General features: G+C 71.0%; 22 protein-coding genes. 14 read left to right on the top strand and 8 right to left on the bottom strand.

Annotation, left to right across the window (positions count from 1 at the left end; all coding sequences use genetic code 11):
- Window positions 1-27 precede the first annotated feature (27 nt).
- Window positions 28-687 (bottom strand): fasciclin domain-containing protein, encoded by a 660-nt coding sequence (locus tag CQ044_RS10755; RefSeq protein WP_045270942.1) that lies wholly within the window; start codon window positions 685-687, stop codon window positions 28-30.
- Window positions 688-850: 163 nt separating this feature from the next.
- Here CQ044_RS10755 and CQ044_RS10750 point away from each other — a divergent pair, with 163 nt between their 5' ends.
- The 4 genes from CQ044_RS10750 to CQ044_RS10735 all read left to right on the top strand — a co-directional run bounded on the left by CQ044_RS10750 (window position 851) and on the right by CQ044_RS10735 (window position 4,589).
- The gene (locus tag CQ044_RS10750; protein ID WP_105688471.1) at window positions 851-2,569 is read left to right on the top strand and encodes a cytochrome c biogenesis protein DipZ; all 1,719 of its coding nucleotides are present in this window, start codon (window positions 851-853) and stop codon (window positions 2,567-2,569) included.
- Window positions 2,570-2,626: 57 nt separating this feature from the next.
- Complete coding sequence (sigK, locus tag CQ044_RS10745; RefSeq protein WP_105688470.1) at window positions 2,627-3,226, top strand: ECF RNA polymerase sigma factor SigK; 600 nt, start codon at window positions 2,627-2,629, stop codon at window positions 3,224-3,226.
- Complete coding sequence (locus tag CQ044_RS10740) at window positions 3,223-4,011, top strand: anti-sigma factor domain-containing protein (RefSeq protein WP_105688469.1); 789 nt, start codon at window positions 3,223-3,225, stop codon at window positions 4,009-4,011. The genes sigK and CQ044_RS10740 overlap by 4 nt, the downstream gene beginning before the upstream one ends.
- A 146-nt stretch (window positions 4,012-4,157) precedes the next feature.
- Complete coding sequence (locus CQ044_RS10735; RefSeq protein ID WP_045270945.1) at window positions 4,158-4,589, top strand: DoxX family protein; 432 nt, start codon at window positions 4,158-4,160, stop codon at window positions 4,587-4,589.
- 116 nt (window positions 4,590-4,705) lie between these two features.
- Here the strand turns inward: CQ044_RS10735 and CQ044_RS10730 are convergent, their stop codons facing one another.
- Complete coding sequence (locus tag CQ044_RS10730; RefSeq protein WP_105688468.1) at window positions 4,706-6,241, bottom strand: DUF4185 domain-containing protein; 1,536 nt, start codon at window positions 6,239-6,241, stop codon at window positions 4,706-4,708.
- Between the two features lie 49 nt (window positions 6,242-6,290).
- Window positions 6,291-7,418, bottom strand: coding sequence for a glycoside hydrolase family 172 protein (locus CQ044_RS10725; RefSeq protein ID WP_105688467.1), 1,128 nt, complete (start codon window positions 7,416-7,418; stop codon window positions 6,291-6,293).
- 142 nt (window positions 7,419-7,560) lie between these two features.
- Between CQ044_RS10725 and CQ044_RS10720 the strand changes: the two genes are divergently transcribed.
- On the top strand, window positions 7,561-8,541 hold the full coding sequence (locus CQ044_RS10720; protein ID WP_105688466.1) for a LacI family DNA-binding transcriptional regulator: 981 nt from the start codon (window positions 7,561-7,563) through the stop codon (window positions 8,539-8,541).
- Window positions 8,542-8,544: 3 nt separating this feature from the next.
- Here the strand turns inward: CQ044_RS10720 and CQ044_RS10715 are convergent, their stop codons facing one another.
- Window positions 8,545-8,739, bottom strand: a complete 195-nt coding sequence (locus CQ044_RS10715) for a hypothetical protein (RefSeq protein ID WP_105688465.1) — start codon at window positions 8,737-8,739, stop codon at window positions 8,545-8,547.
- Between the two features lie 183 nt (window positions 8,740-8,922).
- Between CQ044_RS10715 and CQ044_RS10710 the strand changes: the two genes are divergently transcribed.
- Genes CQ044_RS10710 through CQ044_RS10700 form a run of 3 tightly spaced genes read left to right on the top strand, consistent with a single transcriptional unit; the run spans window position 8,923 to window position 14,710 of the window.
- Window positions 8,923-10,446: an FGGY-family carbohydrate kinase gene (locus CQ044_RS10710; RefSeq protein WP_105688464.1), complete on the top strand. Its 1,524-nt coding sequence runs from the start codon at window positions 8,923-8,925 to the stop codon at window positions 10,444-10,446.
- Window positions 10,443-13,082, top strand: a complete 2,640-nt coding sequence (locus CQ044_RS10705) for a GH116 family glycosyl-hydrolase (protein WP_105688463.1) — start codon at window positions 10,443-10,445, stop codon at window positions 13,080-13,082. Before CQ044_RS10710 ends, CQ044_RS10705 begins: the two co-directional genes overlap by 4 nt.
- Window positions 13,079-14,710: a fucose isomerase gene (locus CQ044_RS10700; protein ID WP_105688462.1), complete on the top strand. Its 1,632-nt coding sequence runs from the start codon at window positions 13,079-13,081 to the stop codon at window positions 14,708-14,710. The genes CQ044_RS10705 and CQ044_RS10700 overlap by 4 nt, the downstream gene beginning before the upstream one ends.
- Window positions 14,711-14,845: 135 nt before the next feature.
- On the opposite strand, the gene CQ044_RS10695 is transcribed toward CQ044_RS10700, so the two are convergent.
- Entirely contained in the window at window positions 14,846-15,418 is a 573-nt protein-coding gene (locus tag CQ044_RS10695; RefSeq protein ID WP_105688461.1) for a TetR/AcrR family transcriptional regulator, read from the bottom strand.
- Between the two features lie 86 nt (window positions 15,419-15,504).
- On the opposite strand from CQ044_RS10695, the gene CQ044_RS10690 reads away from it, so the two are divergent.
- The 3 genes from CQ044_RS10690 (at window position 15,505) to CQ044_RS10680 (ending at window position 17,324) form a co-directional block, all read left to right on the top strand.
- Entirely contained in the window at window positions 15,505-16,074 is a 570-nt protein-coding gene (locus tag CQ044_RS10690) for a dihydrofolate reductase family protein (RefSeq protein WP_105688460.1), read from the top strand.
- 132 nt (window positions 16,075-16,206) lie between these two features.
- Complete coding sequence (locus CQ044_RS10685) at window positions 16,207-16,617, top strand: MmcQ/YjbR family DNA-binding protein (RefSeq protein WP_105688459.1); 411 nt, start codon at window positions 16,207-16,209, stop codon at window positions 16,615-16,617.
- A gap of 209 nt (window positions 16,618-16,826) precedes the next feature.
- Window positions 16,827-17,324, top strand: a complete 498-nt coding sequence (locus CQ044_RS10680; protein ID WP_258133257.1) for an SRPBCC family protein — start codon at window positions 16,827-16,829, stop codon at window positions 17,322-17,324.
- A gap of 117 nt (window positions 17,325-17,441) precedes the next feature.
- Here the strand turns inward: CQ044_RS10680 and CQ044_RS10675 are convergent, their stop codons facing one another.
- The gene (locus CQ044_RS10675; RefSeq protein WP_105688458.1) at window positions 17,442-18,068 is read right to left on the bottom strand and encodes a hypothetical protein; all 627 of its coding nucleotides are present in this window, start codon (window positions 18,066-18,068) and stop codon (window positions 17,442-17,444) included.
- Between the two features lie 155 nt (window positions 18,069-18,223).
- Between CQ044_RS10675 and CQ044_RS10670 the strand changes: the two genes are divergently transcribed.
- The 3 genes from CQ044_RS10670 (at window position 18,224) to CQ044_RS10660 (ending at window position 23,328) form a co-directional block, all read left to right on the top strand.
- Window positions 18,224-20,668 (top strand): polysaccharide lyase 8 family protein, encoded by a 2,445-nt coding sequence (locus CQ044_RS10670; RefSeq protein ID WP_105688457.1) that lies wholly within the window; start codon window positions 18,224-18,226, stop codon window positions 20,666-20,668.
- Window positions 20,669-20,950: 282 nt separating this feature from the next.
- A complete protein-coding gene (locus CQ044_RS10665; protein ID WP_258133267.1) occupies window positions 20,951-22,111 on the top strand; it encodes a glycosyltransferase in 1,161 nt (386 codons plus the stop codon).
- Between the two features lie 5 nt (window positions 22,112-22,116).
- Entirely contained in the window at window positions 22,117-23,328 is a 1,212-nt protein-coding gene (locus CQ044_RS10660) for a glycosyltransferase family 4 protein (RefSeq protein WP_105688455.1), read from the top strand.
- A gap of 38 nt (window positions 23,329-23,366) precedes the next feature.
- Here CQ044_RS10660 and CQ044_RS10655 read toward each other — a convergent pair whose 3' ends face one another.
- Together CQ044_RS10655 and CQ044_RS10650 are read right to left on the bottom strand one after the other, a co-directional pair.
- Window positions 23,367-23,834 carry a hypothetical protein gene (locus tag CQ044_RS10655; RefSeq protein WP_105688454.1) on the bottom strand — a complete coding sequence of 156 codons (468 nt, stop codon included), beginning with the start codon at window positions 23,832-23,834 and terminating at the stop codon, window positions 23,367-23,369.
- A gap of 79 nt (window positions 23,835-23,913) precedes the next feature.
- Window positions 23,914-24,618, bottom strand: coding sequence for an NRDE family protein (locus CQ044_RS10650; RefSeq protein WP_105688453.1), 705 nt, complete (start codon window positions 24,616-24,618; stop codon window positions 23,914-23,916).
- Window positions 24,619-24,687: the final 69 nt, after the last annotated feature.

The raw sequence follows: 24,687 nt of genomic DNA, 5'->3' as shown, positions 1-24,687 counted from the left end.
GGGATCCGGACCCGGGGTCGAGGCGGGTCAGTTGGCCGGCGGCATCAGCACCGAGTCGATCAGGTAGACGGTCGCGTTGGCGGTGTGCACGCCGCCGCAGATCACCTTGGCATCGCCCACCATCAGGTTGTCACCGCTGCCGGTCACGGTCAGATCCGCGCCCTGCACGGTCTTGTGCGTGCCGGCGATCTTCGACGGATCGATCTGGCCGGCGACGACGTGGTAGGTCAGGATCGACGTCAGTGTCTTCGCATCCGTCTTCAGACCATCGATCGTCGAGGCGGGGATCTTGGCGAACGCGTCGTCCACCGGCGCGAACACCGTGAACTCGCTGCCGTTCAGCGTGTCGACGAGGTTGACGTCGGGGTTGAGCTTGCCGCTGACAGCGGAGACGAGCGTCTTCAGCATCGGGTTGTTCGACGCGGCCACGGCGACCGGGTCCTGCGACATGCCCTGGATCGATCCTGCCCCGTCGGGGACCGCCTTGGCGTAGGCCGCGCATCCGGGTCCGACCAGGTCTGCAGCCGGATCCATGGTCGGCGCCGCGCTCGGCATGGCCGACGACGGAGCCGCCGAGGAGGACGACCCCGCCGCCGAACCGGATCCCATCGAGCATCCCGACAGGACGAGCAGACCCGCGAAGCCGAGAGATGCGGCGGCGGCGAACTTCTTGGTGGTGCTGAACATCGTGTACCTCCGGAGATTCGCGTCGCGGACCTCCCGCGGCGTCGAGCATTCTTCGGAGCGCTCCGGCGATCGGATGGGAGCGGATCCGATCCGTCGTCCGTCCCGGCGGAAACCAATCCGTTCCGGCCTCTCGTCCGAACTACCGGCGACGGAAGGCGGGCACATGGACCTAGTCATCATCGGAGTGCTGGGCGGGCTCATCACGGGCATCTCGCCCTGCATCCTGCCCGTGCTGCCGGTCATCTTCCTCACGGGAGGGACCCCGTCGGCGCGCGACGGAGCGGGCGAGGGCGAAGTCCTCCCTGCACGCCGCAGTCGGCCGTTCCTGGTGATCGCGGGGCTGGTGCTGAGTTTCTCGCTCGTCACCCTGGTCGGATCCCTCCTGCTCGGCCTGCTGCATCTACCGCAGGACGTGATCCGCTGGGCCGGGATCGCGGTGCTCGTCGTCCTCGGCATCGGCCTCATCGTTCCGCGGTTCGAGCAGTTGCTCGAGAAGCCGTTCCAATGGCTGCCGCGCAGGAACGTGGAGAACCGGGGGAGCGGGTTCGGTGTCGGTCTCGCACTCGGAGCCGTCTTCGTGCCGTGCGCCGGTCCCGTGCTCGCCGCGATCATCGTCGCGGGCGCGACGGGGAGGATCGGCTGGGACACCGTGGTCCTCACCGTCTCGTTCGCGGTGGGAGTCGCGCTCCCGCTGCTGGTCTTCGCGCTGGCCGGCCGCGGAGTGATCCAGCGGATCCGCGCGTTCCGCAACCGCGAGCGCGGCCTGCGGATCACGGCCGGCGTCGCGATGATCGCGCTCGCGATCGGCCTGGTCTTCAACGTGCCGCAGATGCTCCAGCGCCTGGTGCCGGACTACACCGCAGGGTTCCAGCAGGGGCTGGCGAACTCGCCGCAGGGCGGCGCGCTCGGGCTCGGGGGCCTCGTGACCGATGAGAACCGGGACCTGGACAAGTGCACGAACGATGCGACCCCGCTGCAGAGCTGCGGGACGGCACCGCAGATCCGAGGGATCCAGCAGTGGCTGAACACCCCCGGAGGGGCGCCGATCGATCTGAAGAGCCTGCGCGGCAAGGTCGTGCTGATCGACTTCTGGGCGTATTCGTGCATCAACTGCCAGCGTTCGATCCCCCACGTCGTCGCCTGGGACAAGGCCTACTCCGCCGCGGGGCTGCAGGTGATCGGCGTGCACTCGCCCGAGTACGCGTTCGAGAAGGATCCGGGCAACGTGGCCGCGGGGGCGCGGGATTTCGGCATCGACTATCCGGTGGCCCTGGACAATTCGCTCGCGACCTGGACCGCCTACCGCAATCGCTACTGGCCGGCGCACTACCTCATCGACGCGAAGGGCGTCGTGCGGCACATCTCCTTCGGCGAGGGCGACTACGCCACCACGGAGCGGCTGATCCGCGAGCTGCTGCAGCAGGCGGATCCCCGGGTCGAGCTGCCGAAGCAGACCGAGGTCGCCGACCGCACGCCGAAGGCCGGATCCACGACGCGGGAGACGTTCCTCGGTGCGACCAAGGCGGTGAACTTCGGGGCAGGGGCGGCGTACCGCGCCGGCACGACGGACTTCGCCCTGCCGTCCGTCCAGCCCGAGGACAGCTTCGCGCTGGACGGCGCCTGGGACGTGCAGACGCAGTACGCGACCCCGGCGGACGTGCCGGCACAGGTCAGGCTGCGCTACCACGCGACCGAGGTGCGGATGGTGCTCGCGGGAAGCGGTGAGATCACGGTCCGGGACGACGAGGGCGCGATGAAGACGATCGCCGTCAGCGGGACGCCGCGGTCCTACGCGCTGCGCACCGGGTCCTCCTCGCATCAGGGCACCCTCACCGTGACCGTTCCCGCCGGCGTGCAGGCGTACTCGTTCACCTTCGGGTGAGGACGGACGCCGGGGCAGCGACGCGCGTTGCGATACAGGAGGACCGGGAGGTGAGGCATGCTGGACACGATGGTGATCGACGACAGAGAGCACGTGGAGCGGGACGGCGGCGACGACCCCGCGTCCGCCCTGCTGACGCGCATCGCCGGCGGGGACCAGGCGGCGTTCGCCGATCTCTACGACCTGCTGTCGTCGCGCGTCTTCGGCCTCATCCTCCGCGTTCTGGTGAACCGGTCCCAGAGCGAGGAGGTGCTGCAGGAGGTGTTCCTGGAGATCTGGCAGACCGCCTCGCACTTCACCGCCGACCGGGGACGGGGAAGGACCTGGATCCTGACGATCGCCCACCGCCGTGCGATCGACCGGGTGCGGTCCTCGCAGGCGAGCGCGGACCGCGATGTCCGTGCCGGTGCCCGGGATCTCGACGTCGCGCACGACAGCGTGGCAGAGCAGGCGGAGCTGTCGATCGATGCGGAGCGGATCGTCGACGCCCTCTCCGCGCTCCCGGAACCGCAGCGCGAGGCACTCGTGCTGGCCTACTACGGCGGATACTCGCAGAGCGAGATCGCCACGATCACGGGCTCGCCGCTGGGAACGGTGAAGACCCGGATGAGAGACGGACTCACGCGCCTGCGGGCGCACTGGGGGGTGAACGCATGAACGAGTCGGAGTTCGCAGAACTGGCGGCCGGCCACAGCCTCGGCGCGCTGTCCGCGGCGGACGAGCAGCGCTTCCGCGCCGCTCTGGCCGAGCACCCGGATTGGACGGCGGTCGCCGACGACGACGCCGGAACGGCTGCGCTGCTCGCCGAGGGCGTCCCTGCCGTCGCGCCGCCGCCCGGAATCCGCGACGCGCTCCTCGCCCGCATCGCGGTGACGTCGCAGGAGCAGGGCGACGACGAGGCGGAGAGCGCGGTGGAAGCGTCCTCCGAGGAGGCGCCGCGTGCGGGTGCGTCCGCGGGCGCCGGAACCGCTGCGCCGTCGATCCGCCGGCCGCGGCGACTGCTCTTCGGACTCGCCGCCGGTCTCGTGCTGCTCGTCGGACTCGGCGTGGGCGCCTCCGTGGTCATCCCGCAGCTGCTCCGCCCCGCCGCCGTGGTCGCGCTCGACCGGATCGAGAGCGCGCCGGACGCGGCGGAGAAGACCGTGTCGCTGCCCGAAGGCGGCAAGGCCACGGCGCACTGGTCCGCGTCGATGGGCACCGCAGTGCTGGTGGCGGACAGACTCGGGCGGCTGGAGGCCACGCAGACCTACGAGCTGTGGTTCGTCCGCGGCAGCACCCCGGTCTCGGCCGGAGTGTTCGAGGCGGCGCAGGGAGTGACCACGGCGCAGCTGAAGGGCGCCATGCACGCGGGCGATGCGATCGCCGTCACGGTCGAGCCGGCGGGCGGATCACCGACGGGGAAGCCCACGAGCGAGCCGATCCTGGTCATCCCGACCTCTTGATCCGGACGGCACGGACATGTGCCGAACGCGCAATATCCGTCTCGTGTTCAGAAACATGACAGGCTCGGCTCCGTAGCGTGGAAGACCGGGGCGGATGCCCCGAGCCGCGCTCGCCGCGGTGTCCTGCCACGAAGGAGCTGTCCGGAATGACGAACACCACGAAGCCCGCCGCCTCTCTCGGACTCCTGGTCCTGCGCCTCGTGATGGGCGGCGTCTTCGCCGCGCACGGTGCGCAGAAGGTCTTCGAGTTCACCCTGCCCGGCACCGTGCAGGCCTTCGCGGGCATGGGCGCCCCGCTGCCGGAGATCGCCGGACCCGTGATCGCGTTCCTCGAGCTCATCGGAGGGATCCTGCTCATCGCCGGCCTGTTCACGCGTCCGGTCGGCGTGCTGCTGGCCGCGGACATGGTCGGCGCCATCGTGCTCGTGCACCTGGGCAACGGCATCTGGGTCGGCGACGGCGGCTGGGAGTTCGCGGCCGTGCTCGGCGCCGGCGCGCTGGCCCTCGCCTTCACCGGCGCCGGCCGGTACGGGCTCGACCGCGCCGTGCTGCGCGGACCCGTGCGCGCTCTGGCCTGAGCCCGGATCCGCCTCTGCGACGGATGCACGATCGCGACACGGATGCACGACGGATCCGCTGATCGCGTCGTGCATCCGTGTCCGCGCCGTGCAGGTGTGCCGCGGCGGCGTCGGAGTCAGGGCGCTCGGACGAGCGCGACATCGTCCATCTGCATCCAGATGTCTCCGCTGTTCGTCCAGACTCCGCCGTAGAGCTGCACCTGATCGCGATCCCCGGAGTCGAACGTCACCGTGAAGCGCGTCCACGCCCCCACCGAGACGAAATGCGCCTCCGCGATCACGGTGCCGTCGACCGTGCGCGCGCCGAAGTAGCCGTTGTCGCTGTTCACCGAGGTGCGGAGGAATCCGGTCAGCTGATATCTCGTGTGCGGCTGCACCGACACGTCCTGCCAGATGTCGCGCCACCCGTCGTCGTAGCGGACGAACACGCGGTGGTCGCCGGTGAAGCCCGCGGCTGGGGCGTCGTCGATGCCCGAGTTGGGCTTCGCTCCCCAGGTGCCGTTCGTGCCGTCGCCCAGCGCCGTCGCCCGCTCGAAGCTCGGATCCGAGACGAGGTTGGGATCGATGATCGTGCCGTTGCGGTCGATGCGCAGGTGCATCAGATACACGTTGTACGGATTCCATTGCGACATCGTGAAGTAGATCTCGCCGTCCTTGCTCCAGGGGTGGAAGTAGCCGCCGTAGAGCGCCGGATAGTCCGTCGAGCTCGCCACGGTCTGCGCCGGCGTCCACGGGCCCTCGGGGCTGGTCGCCGTCCGCAGGATGATGTCCTCGCCGGAGAGCGTCATCATCAGGAACCGCTTGCTGTAGCTGTCCCACCGCACGGACATCTCGCTCATCGGCGCGTCGAGCACGGGCTTCGCGGCGGACTCGTCCTTGCTCCACGACGAGCCGTCCCAGTACCGGTAGGACCCCTTGTCGAGCAGCTTCTGCGCCGGCACCTTCGCGACCGAGGCAGGGCCGTTGCGCCCGTTCTGCGTGCCGAAGACGTAGATCGTGCCGCCCTTCTGCACGTACGCCTGCATCTGGAACGGGTCGTGGCCGTCGGGGTTCTCCCAGCGGGTGTCGGAGACGGTCCAGGTCTCGCCGTCGTCGTCGGAGTACGCGATGCCCGCGTGATTGGTGTCCCACATGCCGGGCGGGCCCCATTGCCGCACCGACATGAAGCCGAGGTACTGGCGGCTGCCGACCGAGATGCCGCTCGTGGGGATCACCGTGATCTCGTCGCCGTTGATCTTCTTCGAGGGGATGATCTGCTTCGCGATCCCCTGCGGATCCTGTGCGGCGTGATCGAAGAGCATGCCGTCGGCGAGATCCGCGTCGCTCGAGCGCAGCAGCACGTTGCTGCGCCAGTTGCCGTTCGGCGGTGCGCCGCCGCCCGGTCCGGTCCAGGAATTGCCGAACGTGTCGCCGAAGGCGGTGAGGACGTGGCCGGATCCGTCGTCCCACATGATCCCGAGGTCGGTGGACTTCACGTCCCACCGGCCCCAGGTGTTGTTCGGCGCATCCGGCCCCGTGAGCTTCTCGACCACGGTCGCCGGCGTGGTCGCGGTCGTGGCGACCGCGGGCGGAGGCGCCGCCGCGGTCGCGAAGGCGACGACGGCGAGGGAGGCGATCGCGGCGCCGGCCGTGATCTTCGTCAGGGGCTTCATCGCCCTCTCCTTTCGGGGCGTCGCCGGGCGGCCCTCGCCCGCGACGGCATCAGCCGCGCGGTGCGCGCGGCGGAGCGGATCCCAGGTCCGGCACCGGGGCCGTTCCTAGGTGCACCTCCATGTCGGAGGCAGCGGGCGCCTTCGGGCGGCGGGCCGTCGGGCGGTCCAGGTAGAACAGCGCGGTGGAGGCGATGTCGTCGCGCAGGGGCAGGTAGCGCCATCCGCTGCGCCACCCGAGCGCCTGGATGTCGACCTTCGGGATCCCGGTGGAGAAGTGGATCGGATCGGCCAGATGCCAGCGGTACATGCCGAAGCGCTGCTGCGAGACGTAGAGCCCGTCGGGGCGGATCACCTGGGGCATGCCCAGATACGGCGTCGAGAAGGCGGTGTAGCCCTGGCCGGGGATGTCGAAGTTCCAGGCGCCGCCGAAGTAGTCCTCCGTGCCGGTGCCGCAGATCGTCGGGTAGTCGGTGTCGTCGTCGAGGTAGAACTTGATCTCGCCCTCGCCCCACCACCCGTTGGAGTTCACGCCCCACGCGATGTAGGTGCCGACGTACTGCCCCTGCCCCTCGATCCCCTCCAGGATCGTGTGCGGCACGAGCTCTTCGAGCGGGTCGGAACGGCGCCACTGGGCGTGGAAGTATCCGTCGCGGGAGTAGTCCCCGCCGACCTCATAGGTCACCTGGTAGTACACCCGCACGTCGACGACCGAGGTGTTCTCGATCGTGAGGCGGGCGCCGTCCCGGAACGGCATGGGCCAGTAGGAGTTGAAACCGCCGTGCGGGTTCGCGGCGATCACCTGCGAGTTCACCTGCGCGAAGACGCCCCAGCCGTTGCAGAAGAAGTCGCCGTAGGGCACCTCGACGGCGGGGTCCGATGCGCCGTCCCAGTAGGCGCGCAGGATGAGCGTGCGCCAGTTGTCGGTGTGCGTCGTGATCCAGATGTGGGTGATCTTGCCCGCGCCCTCGATCGCGGCGAGATCGAACGTCTCGCCGGCTTTGATGTCGACGCTCGGCGAGATCTTCCAGCCCGGGCCGAGGTCGCGCGCGCAGTCCGCGCCCGTGCCCTCCGTGGCACGTCCGCCGCCGCCGACGGCGCCGTCGAAGTTCTCCGGCGAGATGGACCGGGTCTGCACGGTCCGCAGGGCGGACAGGGACGACAGGTCGGGAAGAGTCATGGCGGGGGCACATCCTCGTGTCTGTGGGGCGGATCCGCGCGCAGGTCGTGGCAGCGCGTGCGGCCACCCTACCGATTCCTCCCGACTGTTGCAATCGATTTCATCGCGGTAGTGTGTCCTGACGGACAACGGAGGGGGCGAGATGGCGACCATCTATGACGTGGCGCGGCTCGCGGGGGTGTCCCCGGCGACGGTGTCGCGCGTGTTCAACGGCGTCGGAGTCTCCGAGGAGAAGGTCGCGGCCGTGCGCCAGGCGGCCGCACAGCTGAAGTTCTTCCCGAACCGCACCGCTCGCACCCTGCGCCGGCAGAGCTCCGAGGTGATCGCCCTGGTGATCCCCGACATCGAGAACCCCTACTTCACCGAGATGGCGCGCGGCGTCGAGGACGTCGCCTCCGAGGCCGGCTTCTCGGTGGTGCTGTGCAACTCCGACGCGCAGGTCGAGAAGGAGCAGACCTACCTGCGGATCGCGATCGCCGAACACATGTCGGGCGTGATCCTCGCGGCGGCGTCGGACCGCACCAGTCTCGAGGAGATCATGGCGGCGGGGCGTCCAGTTGTCGCCGTCGACCGCGGCACCGGCTACGACATCGACGGCGTCGTGATGGCGAACCGCGATGCCGGGCGCAGTGCGACCGAGCAGCTGATCGGGGCCGGATACACCCGCATCGCGCACATCGCGGGACCCGAGCACATCGAGACCGCGGTGGAGCGCGTGGACGGCTGGCGGACCGCCCTTGCGGCGCACGGTCTTGCCTCGGATCCCGACCTCCTGCGGTTCTCCTCCTTCCGGGTGGACGGCGGGCGCGAGGCCATGGAGGAGCTGCTGGCCCTCCCCGAGCCTCCGGACGCCGTGGTCGCGGGCAACAACCTCATCGGCGTGGGAGCGATCCAGGTGCTCACAGAGCACGGCCTGACTCCGCCGGCCATGGGCGTCGCGGTCGTGGGCTCGCTGCCCTTCACGACCCTGTCGCCGAGCGTGGTCACGGTGGTGCGCCTTCCCGCGCGGCACATGGGCGTGACCGCGGCGCGCATGCTGCTGGACCGGATCGGCGGCGACGACCAGCCCGCGCGCACGATCGTGCTCCGCAACGAGATCCAGGCCGCGACCGTCTCGCGCTGAGCTCTACTCGGAGTCGTGCCAGAGACGGCGCGCGAGGTTCGAGACCTCACGATCAAGCGCGTCGAACTTCACCTCGAGGCGCCCGATCTCGGACCGCACCACACGGGTGAGCAGTGTCGTCATCAGCGTCATTCCGCCGAGCATGATCGCCGCGAAGACCCCGATCAGGGTCCACACCTGCGGTTCGGTCATGTCCATGCCTCCATTCTCTTCGGTTCCGCCGAGCTTGTCATCCCCTGCGCGGGGGTGGATCGGTTTCACGGAATCGGTGGAAAGCCGCCGCAGATTCCGAGCTGTGTGGAGTGATTGCAAGCCGATTGCGCTTGAAATCGATTTCGCGTAGTGTGATCGCCGTCCGGTCAGGACGAGCGATCGAGGAGGATGCGCGTGCGATGCACCATCGGTGTCGACATCGGCACCTCGAGCAGCAAGGGCGTCCTGGTCGACGCCGGCGGCGCGATCCTCGCCCAGGCGACGCGGGCGCATGACGTGAGCCGTCCGCGCACCGGCTGGGTCGAGATGGACGGCGGGATCTGGTGGGACGAGTTCGTCGCGCTGTCCCGCGAACTGCTCGCCGCCGTGCCGGATGCCGAGGTCGCCGCGGTCGGGGTGAGCGGTATGGGGCCCTGTGTCCTCCTGGCCGACCAGGACGGCGAGCCCGTGCGCCCCGCGATCCTCTACGGCGTCGACACCCGCGCGGGGGAGCAGATCGCGCGGATGACGGCCGACCTCGGGGTCGAGGCGATCACGCGCGTGGGCGGATCAACGCTCACCTCCCAGGCCGGGGGCCCGAAGATCCTCTGGATCCAGGAGGAGGATCCGGCGGCGTGGATCCGCGCCCGCCGGATCTTCATGCCGGCCTCCTGGCTCGCGCACCGGCTCACCGGCGCCTATGTGCTGGACCACCAGTCCGCGAGCCAGGTCTCGCCCCTCTACGACATCGATCGGGAGCAGTGGCACGACGAATGGTGGCAGCGGTACGCCGCGCCCCTCGAACAGCCCGCCCTGCTCTGGGCGGGCGACGTCGCCGGCACTGTGGCGGGCGAGGCCGCGGCGCTCACCGGGATCCCCGAGGGCACGCCCGTGATCGCCGGCACGATCGATGCCTGGAGCGAGGCCGTCAGCGTCGGCGCGCACGGCGCGGGTGACCTCATGCTCATGTACGGGACCACCATGTTCATGGTCTTCACCCGCGGCGTCGCGACGGGGGAGGAGACGCTCCGCACGCCCTCGATGTGGACCACGGCCGGTGCTTTCGCCGGCACCCGCAACCTCGCCGGCGGACTGTCGACGTCCGGCGCCCTCACGGCATGGTTGAAGGACCTCACCGGAGCCGACTACCCCGAGCTGCTGGCCGAGGCCGAGGCCTCGGGAGCCGGTGCCCGCGGCCTCGTGCTGCTGCCGTACTTCGCGGGGGAGCGCACGCCGATCCAGGATCCGGACGCGCGCGGCGTGATCGCCGGCCTCACCCTCGCGCACGGCCGCGGCGACCTGTACCGGGCGGCGCTCGAGGCCACGGCGCTCGGGGTGCGGCACAACGTGCAGACCATGCGCGATGCGGGCGCGGACATCCGGCGGATCGTGGCGGTGGGCGGCGGCACGCAGGGGCGGCTCTGGCTGCAGATCGTGTCGGACGTCACGGGCCTCGTGCAGGAGGTGCCGCGGGTGACGGTCGGCGCGAGCTACGGCGCGGCCTTCCTCGCCGCGGGCGCCGTCTCCGACCCCGCCCCGGCGATCGCGGACTGGAACCCGGTCGTCACGACGATCGCGCCGGATCCCGCCCTCGGCGCGGTCTACGACACGCTGTTCGATCGCTACCTGCGGCTCTACGCGGGCACGGCCGAGGTCGTGCACGAGCTCGCCGCGCAGCAGCGGGCCGATGACGAGAAGGAGACGCCCGCATGACGCGCCGCGCCCGTCCCATCCCGCACACCGCCGAGCGTGCGGCGTTCCTCCTCGGCGGCATCGGCACCGGCAACGTGTCGCTCGGCGCCCGCGGTGAGCTGCGCGACTGGGAGCTGGAGAATCATCCCGACAAGGACCGCCGCAATCCCCGCACCTTCTTCGCGATCCACGCGGCGCCAGAGGGGGCGGATCCGGTCACCCGGGTGCTCGAGGCGCGGGTGACGGGCCGGCGCGACCTCGATGCCGGGTTCTCGTTCGACGACCTCGCGGGTCTCCCGCGACTCGACGCGGCCACGATGCACGGCGAGTACCCAGTGGTCGACATCGACTTCGCCGACCGCGTGCTTCCGGTCGAGGTGTCGCTGCACGCCTTCACCCCGCTCGTGCCGCTCGACGCCGACGCCTCCGGCATCCCAGGGGCCGTGCTGCGCTACCGGGTCGCGAACCCCGGCGACGTGCCGGTCGCGGTGACGGTCGCCGGCAGCGTCTCGCACACGGCCGGCCGCGGCGAACCCGGGCCGGACGCGCCCTGGGGGATGCGCGGCACGCAGACCGTGCGCTGGCGCGACGACGGGGATGTGCGCGGCCTCGACTTCGGCATCGACCTGTCCGAGGACGATCCGGGCTACGGCACGCTCAGCCTCACCACGACCGACCCGTCCACCACGGTCAAGCCGCAGTGGGTCACGAGCTACTGGCCCGACGGCGCCCGCATGTTCTGGAGCGATCTCACGGCCGACGGGCTGCTCGACGCCGAGCCGCGCCTCACGCTCGAGGACCGGCCGCGAGGCCTGTTCGCGGAACAGGGCGCTGATCCGGCGGCGCGGCCGCTCACCGAGGAGGAGATGCTCGCGAAGCTGCCCCGGCTGCGCACCGGATCCCTCGGGATCGTGCACACGCTCGCGCCCGGCGAGGCTCGCGACTTCGAGTTCGTGCTGAGCTGGTCGTTCCCGAACCGGCGGCGCGGCTGGCACGGGCACATCATCCTCGACGACGAGCCGACGGATCCGGCGCTATCGCCGATCGTGCGCAACCACTACGCGACGCTCTGGCCCGATGCCTGGGCCGCCGCGGCCCACCTGCACCGCGAACTCCCCTCGCTCGAGGCGGCCACCGACGCCTTCGTCGAGGCTCTGTACGGCGGCACTCTGGATCCCGTGCTCGCCGAAGCCGCCGGGGCGAACCTCGCCGCGGTGCGCTCCACCACCTGCTTCGTCCTGGAGTCGCCGAACCCGGTCATGGGGGAGGGGCCGGTGTTCGCCGCGTGGGAGGGATCCTTCGACCACGGCGGCTCCTGCGAGGGCACCTGCACGCACGTCTGGTCGTATGCGCAGACGGTCGCCTGGCTGTTCCCCGCGCTCGAGCGCAGCGCCCGCCGCCCGGAGTTCCTGCTCGAGACCGACGGGGACGGCGCGCAGAAGTTCCGCGGCAACCGGATCCTCGGATCCTCGCCCTGGTTCATGGGGCCCGCCGTCGACGGGCAGCTCGGCACGTTCCTGCGGCTGCATCGGGAATGGCGGTTCTCGGGCGACGACGCATTCCTGCGCGAGCTCTGGCCCGCCGCCGTGCGCACCCTCGAGCACGCGACCCGCGAATGGGACCGCGACGGCGACGGCCTCCTGGACGGCGAGCTGCACAACACCTACGACATCGAGTTCCACGGAATCGACCCGCTCGCCAACGGGATCTACCTCGCCGCGCTCCGCGCCGGGTCCCGCATGGCGGCGCACCTCGGCGAGGCGGAGCGCGCCCGCGACTGGGCGGCTCGCGCCGATCACGTGGCCGCCGCGATGGACGATGTGCTGTTCGACGGCGAGTACTACCGGCAGGTGATCGACGACGTCGACGCGCACCGCTATCAGTACGGGGACGGGGTGCTGTCGGACCAGCTGCTCGGACAGTTCCACGCCTTCGTGAACGGGCTCGGCCCGCTGCTGCCGCAGGAACACCTCGACAGCGCGCTCGCCGCGATCGTGTCGCACAACCACCGTGCGGACCTGTCCGCGCACGAGAGCACGCAGCGCGTGTACGCCCTGAACGACGAGGGCGGGCTGCTGCTCGCGTCGTGGCCGCGCGGCGGCAGGCCGGCGATCCCGTTCGTCTACTCCGACGAGGTGTGGACCGGGATCGAGCATCAGGTCGCGGCGACCCTGCTCTACGCGGGACGGGTCGACGACGCACTGCTCGTCGAGCGCACTCTGCGCGCCCGCTACGACGGGGCGCACCGCAATCCGTGGAACGAGATCGAGTGCGGCAACCACTATGCGCGCTCGCTCGCGTCCTGGGCGCTGCTGCTCGCGGCGAGCGGCGCGCAGTGGGACGCCCCCGCCCGCGCGCTGTCCGTCGCACCGGTCGCGGGAGCGTTCGCTGACGACGAGGTGCAGCGCTTCCTGTTCACCACCGGCACCGGCTGGGGGCGCGTCGAGATCGATGCCGACCGTCTCCTGCTCCATCTCGACGGCGGCCGGCTCGACCTCGCCGAACTGCGCCTGCACGGCACGGTCCTCGCGCGCGACCTGCGCCTCGACGGCGGCGAGATCCGTTCGTTCCCCATCCCGGTCCCTGACACTTCCGTCCCCATCCCGGTCCCTGAGCTCGTCGAAGGGCCATCCACCCGCAACCGGAGTAACTCATGACCTACGCCATCCCCGCGCCGACCGAGCGCCCCGCCTCTGCGCCGAAGACCGCCTATCTGATCACCTCCGGCGACCTCCGCGAGTCGGCGAACGTCGCGGGATGGCCGGTGCAGGAGGCGACAGAGACGGCCGTCACCGCGGCCTTCGAGGACCTCGGCTGGACGGTCATCCGGCCCTTCGGCGTGGATCCGAAGACGGGCCACGGCTACATCTCGAGCCAGCGCATGGGCATGGAGGTGTTCACGGCGATCCCCGAGGACGCGCCGCTCATCGTCGCGACCGCGAATTGGCAGTACTCGCACCATGTGCTCGCGGGTCTGCGCACGCACCGCGGTCCGATCCTCACCACGGCCAACTTCGCGCCCGACTGGCCCGGCCTCGTGGGCCTCCTCGGTCTGAACGCCGGGCTCACGAAGATGGGGAAGCCCTATTCGACGATCTGGTCGGTCGACTTCTCCGACGACTGGTTCCGGCAGGGCCTCAAGGAGTGGACCGAGACCGGCGGCATCACGCACGACGCCTCGCACGTGCGGGCGCTGCCGGCGCTGCCCGAGGGCCCGGAGCGGCAGCTCGGCGAGGCGCTCGCCGCCCAGCTGCGCGCGGACAAGGCCATCATCGGCGTCTTCGACGAGGGCTGCATGGGCATGTACAACGCGATCTTCGACGACGAGCTGCTGAACGCCACTGGCATCTACAAGGAGCGCCTGTCGCAGTCGGCGCTGTACGCGGAGATGCTCGAGGTCGCCGATGCCGAGGCCGACGCCGCCTACGACTGGCTCATCGCGCACGGCATGACGTTCGTGTACGGCGAGGATGCCGCGACCGAGCTCACCCGCGACCAGGTGCAGTGGCAGTTGAAGATGTACATCGCCGCCCTCCGCATCGCCGACGACTTCGGCCTGGACGCTGTTGGGATCCAGTACCAGCAGGGCCTCAAGGATCTGGTCCCCGCGTCGGATCTCGCGGAAGGGATCCTGAACTCCACCGAGCGTCCGCCGGTGACCTCGCGCGACGGATCCCGGATCCTGCACGAGGGGCGCGCGTTCCCGCACTTCAACGAGGCCGACGAGGGCGTCGCGGTCGACGCGCTGGTGACCGACCGGGTGTGGCGGGCCATGGGGCTCGTGCCGGACAACACACTTCACGACGTGCGCTGGGGCGAGGACTACGACGGCGAGTTCGTGTGGGTCTACGAGATCTCCGGATCCGTCCCCGCCTCGCACCTCGGCGGCTGGGACAGGGCGGAGGGCTGGCGTCAGGGGCACGTGTTCTTCCCCGCCGGCGGCGCCACGATCAACGGGGTCTCGAAGCCCGGCGAGGTCGTGCTCTCGCGCATCTTCATCGCCGAGGGGGTGCTGCAGGCGGACGTGTTCCGCGGCACGGTCGTGGAGCTCCCCGCCGAGGAGACGCAGCGCCGCAAGGACGCCACGAACCCGGAGTGGCCGATCGCGCACGTCGTGCTGCACGGGCAGAGCCGCGACCAGTTCATGGCCCGGCACAAGGCCAACCACGCCCAGCTCGTCTACGCCCCCGACGCCGAGACCGCGGACAAGGCGCTCGTCGCCAAGGCCGCGATGCTCGACGGCATGGGCATCAGGGTCAACCTCGTGGGGGACGTGAACGTGTGACCCGCGCCGGCGCCGCCCGGGCGGATGCTGGCCCATGGCGGGACGGATGCACGATCCCGATACGGATGCACGACGGATCCGGCGATCCGGTCGTGCATCCGTGCCCGGATCCTGCAGGTGAACCGCGACGACGGGTCAGGCTCGTGGCAGCAGCCCCGCGACCAGGGCGTCGACCACGTCGTCGGTCGGCGTCCCGGGGTCGATCGACGATGTGAGCCGGTCGAAGACGAGACCTTCGATCGCGTAGTGGAACAGCGCGATCTCCGCGCGGCCGCCCGGGAGTCCCGCCGCCGAGTTGAAGGCGACGTCGCCCTCGAAGCCCGCGTGCTGCCACTCCTCGAGCGCCGCGGCGAGCTCTGGTCGCCGTGCCGCCTCGAGCCGCAGCTCGAACAGGGCGAGGGTGACCTCGCGCTCGCCGAGCAGGCGGCGCACGATGTCGCGCAGGTAGTCGGCGAACAGCGCGGGACTCGGCGTCTGCACCGCGCGCCGCGCGAGGTCGTCCGGCGTGGGGGCGAGGCGCTCCCCGATGCGCTGGAACAAACCGGCGATCAGCGCCTCCCTGCTGCGGAAGTAGTTCGACGCCGTGCCGGTCGGCACGCCGGCCTCGTCGTCGACCGCGCGATGGGTGAGTCCGCGTGACCCTTCCCGCGCCAGCACCGCGATGCCGGCATCGGCCAGGGCGCTCCGGCGTGCTTCGTTCTTGGCCATGCCCTCAGAATAGCGCAACCACAACATCTGTTGTAGTCTCCAATCACTGCACCTGTTGTGGATGGTGCCCGAAGAGCGGAGGATCTATGCGCGAGCTCACTTATTACGTCGCCGTCAGCCTGGACGGCTTCATCGCGGGGCCCGAGGGCCAGTTCGACGCGTTCGTCTTCGAAGGCGACCACATGACGGCGATCAACACCCGCTTCGCCGATGCGATCCCCACCTCGTTCGCGGAGGCGCTGGGCATCGTGCAGGATCGCTCGACGTTCGACACGGTCCTGATGGGCTGGAACACCTACGCGGTCGGCCTGCCCGCGATGCCCAGCCCGTACGGTCACCTGCGTCAAGTGGTCTTCACCCGACGGGATCCGGATCCGGTCGACGGCCTCGATTTCACGGACCGCGACCCGATCGACGTGGTGCGCGACCTCAAGGCCGAGGACGGCGACGGCATCTGGCTGTGCGGCGGCGGCGCGCTCGCCGCATCGCTCGGCGGCGAGATCGACCGCCTGGTGCTGAAGGTCAACCCCGTGCTGTTCGGTGACGGGATCCCGCTGTTCGGGCGGAGCGGCTACGCCCCTGCGGCGTTCACCCGCACCGCCGCCACGGCGTTCGACTCGGGCGTGACGCTGCTGGAGTACCGTCGCGGCGCCTGAATGCGGGCGACGGATGCAGGGCCCCGCGACGGATGCACGACGGATCCGGCGCAGGGATCCTGCATCCGTCGCCGGTCCGTGCATCCGTCACAGCCCTTGAGGGCGGAGCGCGGGCGGGGGAGGATCGGATCCATGGCGACGATCGACGACGTCCGTGCTCTGGCCCTCGCGCTGCCCGGCGTCGAGGAGAAGGTCGGCGGGCACACCGGCGAAGCCGCCTGGCGCTGCAACGGCGGCCAGATCGCGTGGATGCGCGGACCGTCGCAGACGGATCGGCGCCAGCTCGCCGAGCTCGGCCGGTCCTGGCCCGACGGAGCGGTGCTCGCGGTGCGCACCGAGACGGTCGCCCTCGCCGGAGAGCTCGTGGCCGCGGATCCGGGGGTCTTCTTCACGATCCCGCACTTCGCGGGCTACCCGGCCGTACTGCTGCAGCTCGACGCGATCGCCCCCGACCACCTCGGCGAGCTCCTCGCCGACACGTGGCTGCTGCGCGCCCCGAAGGCCGTCGCGCGGGCCTGGCTCGACGAACGCGGGCTCGCCTGAGAGCGCGCCCCGAGTTGCGCCCGATCCGCGAGAAACCACTTCCTGCACGAGACGCCACGGCAGCGCTGGTGTCTCGGGCTGGATCTGGTTTCTCGCGGGTGGTGCGCGGAATCATCGCCGCGTTCGTGTGTTTCCTTCGGAGAGCAACTGCTCGACGCCCCGATCGATGGAGACGACATGCCAGCCCAGCCCAGACCCGCGGCGATGCCGTGACGCGGTCGACGACCAGCGCCCTCGATGTGCGTCACGACTCCTTCACCATCGAGCGCCACATCGACGCGGCGCCCGAGGCGGTGTTCGCCGCATTCGCCGACGACACGACCCGTCGACGCTGGTTCCGCCTGCCCGGCGCGCGGGAGGCCGATCGTCACGAGTTCCGCGTCGGCGGAGGCGCGGACGCCACCAGCACGTTCGTGCTCCCCGGCATCGCACCGGAATGCCTCGCCTACCACTCCGACTACCTCGACATCGTCCCCGATCGCAGGATCGTGTTCTCCTACACCTCGACGGTGGACGACCTGCCGCGGTGGGCGTCGCTGGCGACTGTCCTGTTCGCCGCCGACGGCGCCGGCTGCGTCCTGACCTGGACCGAGCAGGTCGCGTTCCTGACCCGCACGGGCGACGGAGGTGACGACTTCCCGCACCTGCGCGGCGCCACGGCCCTCCGCCTGAACGGCCTCGCCGCGGCTCTCCACGCCGGCCGCTGACGGCCCTGTGGGCGCGCGGCTCCCGCGAGAAACCACTTCCTGCACGAGACACCACGGCAGCGCTGGTGTCTCGGGCCGGATCTGGTTTCTCGCCGCGGGCGCGTTCAGCCGACCGGGTCAGGCCGGCGGCAGCCGCAGCACCGGACCCGCCTCGCCGACCGCGAGGTCGTCGGCGGTGCGCAGCGTGCGGGCGATCTCGTCCACGGCGGAGATCACCGTGCCGAACCGCTCCCGATCGCCGCACACGGCCTGCAGCGTGATGAGGTGCGTGCCGGTGTCCCAGGTGTAGGTCGCGAACGGCGGGGCCGTCTGCCCGGAGGGGCCGGGCTGCGGGAGCGGCACCACGAGTTTCTCGCCCGCGCCGAGGTAGGGGTTGCGGAACTCCTCGGTGTCGTCGTACTCCATGGGCATCATCGCGCGGGCGGTGCGCACCTGCGGGGTGAGCTCCTGCGCGCTCGCCATGGCCACGATGAGCTCGGGCTCCGCCTTCCAGGTCCACACCAGTACGCGCCCGTCGGCCTTGCGCATGAGGAAGGGCGCCGCCTGGCTGAGTGCCCAGGCGCCGAAATGCCATCGTCCGCCGGTCCCTGAGCCTGTCGAAGGGCGGGACTCGGCGCCGACAGCCGCGCCGGCCTGACCGAGCAGCATCCGGATCGCCGCCTTGCGGTGACGGCGGCCGTGCAGGCCCAGGGATCCGGTCACGGGGATCCAGCGTGCGGGGTCGGCGTCGGCGAGCAGGCGCATGCTCAGAGCGTAGGGGGCGAAAGTGGGGGTCAGCCGTGCGTCCGCCCCGCGACGAAATATGTACACCGCCTCTACTATTCGGTTGGGAAAGCGCATACCATGGTGCGCGAATCCTTCCCCGAACCACCCGGAGGCCGATGATGTCCCCCCTCGAAATGAACCGCCGCGCCCTGCTCGGACTGCTCGGAGCCGGCGCTCTCGTCGCCGTCGCCGGCGAATCCGCGAGTGCCCGCACGCTGCCCGGCGTCAGGGCCGCCGCCGAAGATCCGCTCGCGGTGCTCGTCCAGCGCCGCGCGATCATGCTCGCCGGCGACGGCAGCGCGGCATCCGTCCCCGAGCTCGCCGGTGTGCTGAGCGGCATGAGCGACGCGGCGGCCGCGTCCTGGAACGCGATGGTGCGCCCCGCGGCGTCCCCCGGGATCTGGAGCGACCTGCCGCTCTCCGGCGTGAGCGGCACCGTGCTGTCCGGGAACATGGGCGTCACCTTCAACCGGATCTTCGACCTCGCCCTCGCGTACGCCACCGCGGGGTGCGCCCAGCACGGCGATGCCGCACTCGCTGCCGATCTCGTGGATGCCCTGACCTGGCTCAGCGCGAACGTCTACAAGGCGGGCAAATCCCCGGTCGGCAACTGGTGGTTCTGGGAGATCGGCGTGCCCCGCAAGGCGGCCGACATCTGCATCCTGCTGCACGACGTCGTCCCGGCCGATGTGCGCACGTCGCTCCTGGCCGCCGCGCGTTACTTCACGCCCGACCCGAACTGGCGCGGTCGCGGCACGAGCCTCGCCGAGACGGGCGCCAACCGCACGGACAAGGCGCTGTCCTGCGCCCTGCGCGGGATCCTCGACGGGCGCGCCGACGAGATCGCACTCGCACGCGACGCCCTCAGCGACACGGTCCGCGCCGGGAAGAACAGCGTGTTCGGCTACGTCACGAGCGGCGACGGCTTCTACGTCGACGGATCCTTCGTGCAGCACACCTACCTGCCCTATGTCGGCACCTACGGCGTGGTCACGCTGGGCGGCATCGCCGAGATCCTGGGGCTCCTCGGCGGGAGCGACTGGGACGTGACGGATCCGAAGAAGTCGGTGGTCCTGGACGCGGTCGAAGCCTCCTACGCCCCGTTCGTCTGGAACGGCCGCATGATGGAGGCCGTCCGCGGCCGGGCGGTGTCGCGTCAGGCGGAGCCCGACTACGTCGACGGCGCCGCGGCGATCACCGCGATCCTGCTGCTCGCCCAGGGCGCGGGAGAGCCGTACCGCGCCCGCTACCTCTCGCTCGTGAAGGGCTGGCTGCAGCGCTGCACCGACGAGAAGCTCTACGGGCTGCCCACGCAGACCGTCGCGAAGTCGCTGCTCGTCACCTCGATCCTCGGCGACAGCTCGGTAGCGCCGGCCGACGCCCCCGTCTACACGAAGGCGTTCGGCGACCAGGATCGTCTCGTGCACCACCGCCCCGGCTTCAGCGCCGTCGTCAACCTCTCCTCGAAGCGGATCGGCCGCTACGAATGGGGCAACAGGGAGAACAACCTCGGCTGGTACCAGGGTGACGGGCTCACCTTCTTCTACAGCGCCGCGGATCCGGCCCAGTACAGCGCCGACTTCTGGCCCACGATCGACCCGTACCGGCTGCCGGGCACGACCGTCACCGCGGCGCCGCGGGCGAACGGCGCGACGGATGGCACGGGCATCCCGCGCGCGTTCCAGGCGTTCGGCGGCGGCCTCGCGCTCGACGAGCGCTGGGGTGTGCAGGGCATGGACCACCTGAACTTCGACAAGTCGCTCAGTGCGCGCAAGTCGTGGTTCTTCCTCGACGACAAGGTCGTGTGCCTGGGATCCGCGATCGCGTCGGCGTCCGGGTTCGACGTGTTCACCACGATCGACAACCGCTCGTTCGCGCAGGGAACCGTGCCGAACGTGCGCACCGACAACCGCAACCGCGTCCTCACCGCGGCCGACGGGGCGATCACGGTCAAGCGCAACGTGCACATCATGGGCCACGGCGGATACGTCTTCCTCAAGGGCGAGAACGTCTCCGGTGCGATCGATGTGCAGGTCGTGCCGCGCTCCGGCGACTGGCAGACGATCAACTCCGGATCCGACACAGGCGGCACGACCGACGTGAAGAACCGCGACTACGTCACGGTGACGCACCACCACGGCACGAACCCGTCCGGCGGCGGCTATGCCTACATGGTGCTGCCGAACGTGGCGCACTCGGTGACGTTCGCGGAGTCGGGGTCGCCGACCGTCGAGGTCCTCGCGAACAACGCGCAGGCGCAGGCGATCCGCGTGGCGGGGCAGGGTCTCGTCCTCGCGAACTTCTTCCAGGCGACGCCGTCGGGCACGACGCCCGCATACGGCATGACGGTCGGGGGACCGTGCTCCGTCGCCGTGCGCACCGATTCGGGACGCACCACGGTCGCGCTGTCGGATCCGAGCCGCACCCAGACGACGGCGCGGGTCGTGCTCGCCGGCGTCACGGAGTCGACCATGGTCGAGGGCGACGACGGAGTGCGAGTCGTCGGAACGTCGCCGCTCACGCTCGAGTTCGACCTCGACGGGCATGGCCACGCCAAGAGGATCGTGCTCGGCGCCTGAGCGGCGCGGAGGGTCGGCCTGCGCTCTGCGGGCCGGCCCTCCGCCGTGCGGTGCGGCCATGCCGGATCCGCCTCCCTCGGATCCCCAGGCCCCTCCGGTAGAGTGGCCAGCGCCCGATCCAGGCCATCTCCGCGGGGTTCGAGCGGCCGATGAGGTGCTCGCCGGCACCGCGGCCCAGCAAAAGGCAGCAATCACGTGACTTCCCCCGGCGACCATCGCCCGCAGGCCACCTCCGACACCGCCGCGTCCGCCGCAGCCGAGCCCGCCGCGGCGCCGCGCCCGCTGCGGATCCTCATCGGTGCCGACACCTTCGCTCCCGACGTGAACGGCGCCGCCCGGTTCACGGAGCGCCTCGCCGCCGGCCTCGTGCAGCGCGGCCACGACGTGCACGTCGTCGCCCCCAACCAGGCGTACCGCACCGCGAAGCCTCACATCGAGGTGATCGAGGGCGAGGCGATGACCCTGCACCGGCTGCCGTCGGTGCGCTGGGCGCCGCACGACTGGCTGCGCTTCGTGTGGCCGTGGCGCTCGAAGCACTACGCCAGGAAGGTGCTCGACGAGGTGCAGCCCGACGTGGTGCACATCCAGTCGCACATCGTGATCGGACGCGGCCTGTCACGGATCGCGCACCAGCGCGGCATCCCGGTGATCGCCACGAACCACGTCATGGCCGAGAACATCCTCGACCACACCACGATGCCCAAGTTCGTCGACGACATCGTGCTGCGCCTCGCCTGGGCCGACGCCGGTCGCACGTTCGCGCTCACCCGCGCCGTCACGACGCCGACCCGCCGCGCGGCGGACTTCCTCGAGCGCACGATCGACGTCGAGGGCGTGATCCCGATCAGCTGCGGGATCGACCGCACGCAGTACACGCCCGTCATCGGTCCGCGGGAGAAGAACCGCATCGTGTTCGTCGGCCGCCTGACCGCCGAGAAGCAGGTCGAGGTCATCCTCAAGGCGATGACCAAGCTGGATCCCGCTCTCGACGTGACGTTCGACATCGTCGGCGGCGGAGACCAGCGCAAGCAGCTCGAGTCGCTCACCCAGCAGCTGGGCCTGCAGGATCGCGTGACCTTCCACGGCCGCACGACCGATGCCGAGCTGCGGGCAGTCCTCAGCCGCGCCTCGCTGTTCGTGATCGCCTCGATCGCCGAGCTGCAGTCGATCGCGACCATGGAGGCGATGGCTTCGGCGCTGCCGATCGTCGCAGCGGACGCGGTCGCGCTGCCGCACCTCGTGCACGACGGCGAGAACGGCTACCTCTTCGAGCCCGGCAACGTGAACGAGCTGGCCGCACGGCTGACCGACGTGCTCACGGCGGATCCGGCCGAGTACGAGCGCATGCAGCATGCCTCGCTCGATGGTGTGGCCGTGCACGACATCAACCGCACGCTGGACACCTTCGAGGCGCTGTACCGCGACGAGCCGCTGCCGGAGTAGCCCGGATGCACATCGTCTTTTTCGGCGACCAGCACGCCGAGTCGCTGGGCGGGGCGCAGGTCTCGATGCGGCTGCAGCGGAAGTACCTCGAGCGCGCAGGGCACACGGTCACGATCGTCGCGCCGCGGATGCACTCGGCGCGCGGCGCCGGGGCGGCGGGGGATCCTGGTTACGTCGACCTCCCGTCGATCCCGATCACGGCCGACCGCGAGTACTCGCTGACCTGGCCGGGGCGGCGCACCGACCGCTTCCTCGACCAGGCGCTCACGCGCCGGCCGCCGGTCGATCTCGTGCACGTGCAGGCCGACTTCTGGGGTGCGTACATTGGGCACCGCTTCGCGCACCGGCACGGCATCCCCGCCGTGCACACGATGCACAACCGCGTGGACGTGGGCATTGCCGCGGTGACCCCGCTGCACCGGCCTGTGCTGGGCGCGCTGAACCTGTGGCGGCGCATGGCGCTGCGCGGGATCGGCGTGCAGCCGCACGCTGCGGACGGCTGGGCGTACCTCGCCGGGATCGCCGCGGAGTCGCGGGCCGTGACCGCGCCCTCGGGGCACTTCGCCCGACGACTCGAGCAGCACGGGGTCTTCGGATCCGTGGACGTGATCTGGAACGGCATCGACGACGAGGTGCGCGAGCAGGTGCTCGCGGAGGCGCCGGCGGAGCGCGTCCCCGGTCGGCCGCGGTTCATCTGGCTCGGCCGGATGAGCCCGGAGAAGCGGCTGCTGCCGTTCCTGGAGGCGGTCGTCGCGAGCGACGTGGACGCGGACATCGAGATCGTCGGCGGCGGGGGAGAGCGGCGCGCGGCCGAGCGCATCGCCGCGCGCGCGGGGCGTCCGGGGATCCGCTTCGCGGGACGGATCGGCTACGCCGACGTGCTCGTCCGGATCGCCGCGGCCGACGCCGTGGTGCAGACCTCGATCGGCTTCGAGACCCAGGGGATGACGCCGTTCGAGGCCGCGACCCTCGGCACCCCGACGGTCGTGAGCGATCCCGACATCGCGGGTGAGCTGCGGGGAGGGCTGTGGGCGGTGCCGTCGGCCGACGACGAGCCGCACCGGGTGGCGGCGCTCGCCGAGACGCTCCGCCTCGCCGCTGCGGACATCGCCGCCGGGCGTGCGCCGGAGCCGGATCCGCAGGTTGCCGCGGACTTCCGGCAGTCGTCGCGCACGGCCGCGATGCTCGAGGTGTATGGGCGGGCGATCGCGGGCTGAGTGCGCGTCGGTCCGAGTCCGCGGTAGCGCGCCGGGGCTCAGACCCGCATGAGCGTGGAGTACAGCGCAGGGATCATCATGCTGAAGAGCACTCCGAGCAGACCCACGGCGGCGACGCCGATCGCGATGCCGCCCTTGACCCCGCTGCCGCGGCGCGCCGCGATGATCCCGAACACGAGCGCCAGCACGTCGAAGACCACGATCACCAGGCCGCCCAGCACCGGGAAGACCCATGCTGGTGTGTGAAATCGGTAGGCCATGAAACTGCCGAGCGTGTTCATCCAGCCGGAGAGCACCGCGATTCCGGCGAACACCAGGGCGAGCACGGCGGCGCCGCGGCCGCCGTTCGGGCGCGCGGCCGCGGCGAACGGTGCGCCATAGCCGGGTGCTGCGGGGGAGCCGTAGCCCGGTGCTGGATATCCCGGTGCGGGGTAGCCCTGGCCGCCGCCGTACGGAGGCGCGGCAGGGGGCTGCGGGGCGGGGGCGTGCTGCTGCGGATCCGTCATGCTCCCGACGCTACCCGGGCGGCCGGGATCCTGGAATGGGCAGCGATGCCCATGCGCGAGGTCCGGCGGGAAGGCCGGTTCAGCCCCAGTGCGCCGGCGCGGGCAGCGCGTGGTCGCGCACCTCCACGCCGTCGGGGCCGACCGACGCGGTGCAGTACAGGAGGGACTGCGTCGGGTAGCCGTGCGGGCGGTTGTCTCGGATGATCGCGCGGTCGTCGGCGGGATCCAGCTCCGCGGTCGTCGCGAGCAGCCGGATCCAGGACTCCGGCCACTCCTCGTCGCGGGTCGGATGCGCGCGGAACTCCGGCAGCCAGCGCGCGATGCGGGCGGTCTCCGGGTCGTCGAGATCGGAGTGCGCGATCATGTGCACGCCAGGGGGCACCGGGGTCTCGCGGAGCTCGGTGCCGTCCCAGGACAGCACGCGCGCGCCGGTGGGAGAGACCTCGAGCAGGTTGAAGCCGTGCATGCGCTCCGAGCCCGTGGGCGAGGTGCCGGTGACGGACGCCGGCGCGAGCGTCCCGCGCGAGACGGCCTGATCGTCGGGGAGGTCGAGCACGTCGGCGCGATTCAGCAGCACCGCCAGCCGGTGCGAGGCCGGATCGACCGCGAGCCACGCGCCTCCCGCCCGGCGGTCGCGGATCCCGATCACCCCTGGGCGGTCGGGCCACCACTCGCCGAGCGCGTCCCACTCGCGCAGCGGATCCTCGTCCCGCACCGCGAGCAGCCGCACCACCGGTCCCTGGGCCCCTCCCGGGGTGCCGACCTCGATCACGACCGTGCACACGCGCCTCAGTCTAGGCACGCCACGCCCCCTCGGGGCGTCGAGGCCCCCTCGTGTGCGCGTCCACAGGCG

Origin of the sequence: Microbacterium sp. MYb64 (genome assembly GCF_002979495.1) — a bacterium.
Taxonomy (GTDB): domain Bacteria; phylum Actinomycetota; class Actinomycetes; order Actinomycetales; family Microbacteriaceae; genus Microbacterium; species Microbacterium azadirachtae_A.
Note: the sequence above shows the minus strand (reverse complement) of the source record. Positions and strands in the feature narration are given on the sequence as shown.

Coding starts and splice junctions, on each gene's coding strand:
- CQ044_RS10755 (WP_045270942.1), bottom strand. CDS start 687: ATGTTCAGCACCACCAAGAAGTTCGCCGCCGCCGCATCTCTCGGCTTC.
- CQ044_RS10750 (WP_105688471.1), top strand. CDS start 851: ATGGACCTAGTCATCATCGGAGTGCTGGGCGGGCTCATCACGGGCATC.
- sigK (WP_105688470.1), top strand. CDS start 2,627: ATGCTGGACACGATGGTGATCGACGACAGAGAGCACGTGGAGCGGGAC.
- CQ044_RS10740 (WP_105688469.1), top strand. CDS start 3,223: ATGAACGAGTCGGAGTTCGCAGAACTGGCGGCCGGCCACAGCCTCGGC.
- CQ044_RS10735 (WP_045270945.1), top strand. CDS start 4,158: ATGACGAACACCACGAAGCCCGCCGCCTCTCTCGGACTCCTGGTCCTG.
- CQ044_RS10730 (WP_105688468.1), bottom strand. CDS start 6,241: ATGAAGCCCCTGACGAAGATCACGGCCGGCGCCGCGATCGCCTCCCTC.
- CQ044_RS10725 (WP_105688467.1), bottom strand. CDS start 7,418: ATGACTCTTCCCGACCTGTCGTCCCTGTCCGCCCTGCGGACCGTGCAG.
- CQ044_RS10720 (WP_105688466.1), top strand. CDS start 7,561: ATGGCGACCATCTATGACGTGGCGCGGCTCGCGGGGGTGTCCCCGGCG.
- CQ044_RS10715 (WP_105688465.1), bottom strand. CDS start 8,739: ATGGACATGACCGAACCGCAGGTGTGGACCCTGATCGGGGTCTTCGCG.
- CQ044_RS10710 (WP_105688464.1), top strand. CDS start 8,923: ATGCGCGTGCGATGCACCATCGGTGTCGACATCGGCACCTCGAGCAGC.
- CQ044_RS10705 (WP_105688463.1), top strand. CDS start 10,443: ATGACGCGCCGCGCCCGTCCCATCCCGCACACCGCCGAGCGTGCGGCG.
- CQ044_RS10700 (WP_105688462.1), top strand. CDS start 13,079: ATGACCTACGCCATCCCCGCGCCGACCGAGCGCCCCGCCTCTGCGCCG.
- CQ044_RS10695 (WP_105688461.1), bottom strand. CDS start 15,418: ATGGCCAAGAACGAAGCACGCCGGAGCGCCCTGGCCGATGCCGGCATC.
- CQ044_RS10690 (WP_105688460.1), top strand. CDS start 15,505: ATGCGCGAGCTCACTTATTACGTCGCCGTCAGCCTGGACGGCTTCATC.
- CQ044_RS10685 (WP_105688459.1), top strand. CDS start 16,207: ATGGCGACGATCGACGACGTCCGTGCTCTGGCCCTCGCGCTGCCCGGC.
- CQ044_RS10675 (WP_105688458.1), bottom strand. CDS start 18,068: ATGCGCCTGCTCGCCGACGCCGACCCCGCACGCTGGATCCCCGTGACC.
- CQ044_RS10670 (WP_105688457.1), top strand. CDS start 18,224: ATGAACCGCCGCGCCCTGCTCGGACTGCTCGGAGCCGGCGCTCTCGTC.
- CQ044_RS10660 (WP_105688455.1), top strand. CDS start 22,117: ATGCACATCGTCTTTTTCGGCGACCAGCACGCCGAGTCGCTGGGCGGG.
- CQ044_RS10655 (WP_105688454.1), bottom strand. CDS start 23,834: ATGACGGATCCGCAGCAGCACGCCCCCGCCCCGCAGCCCCCTGCCGCG.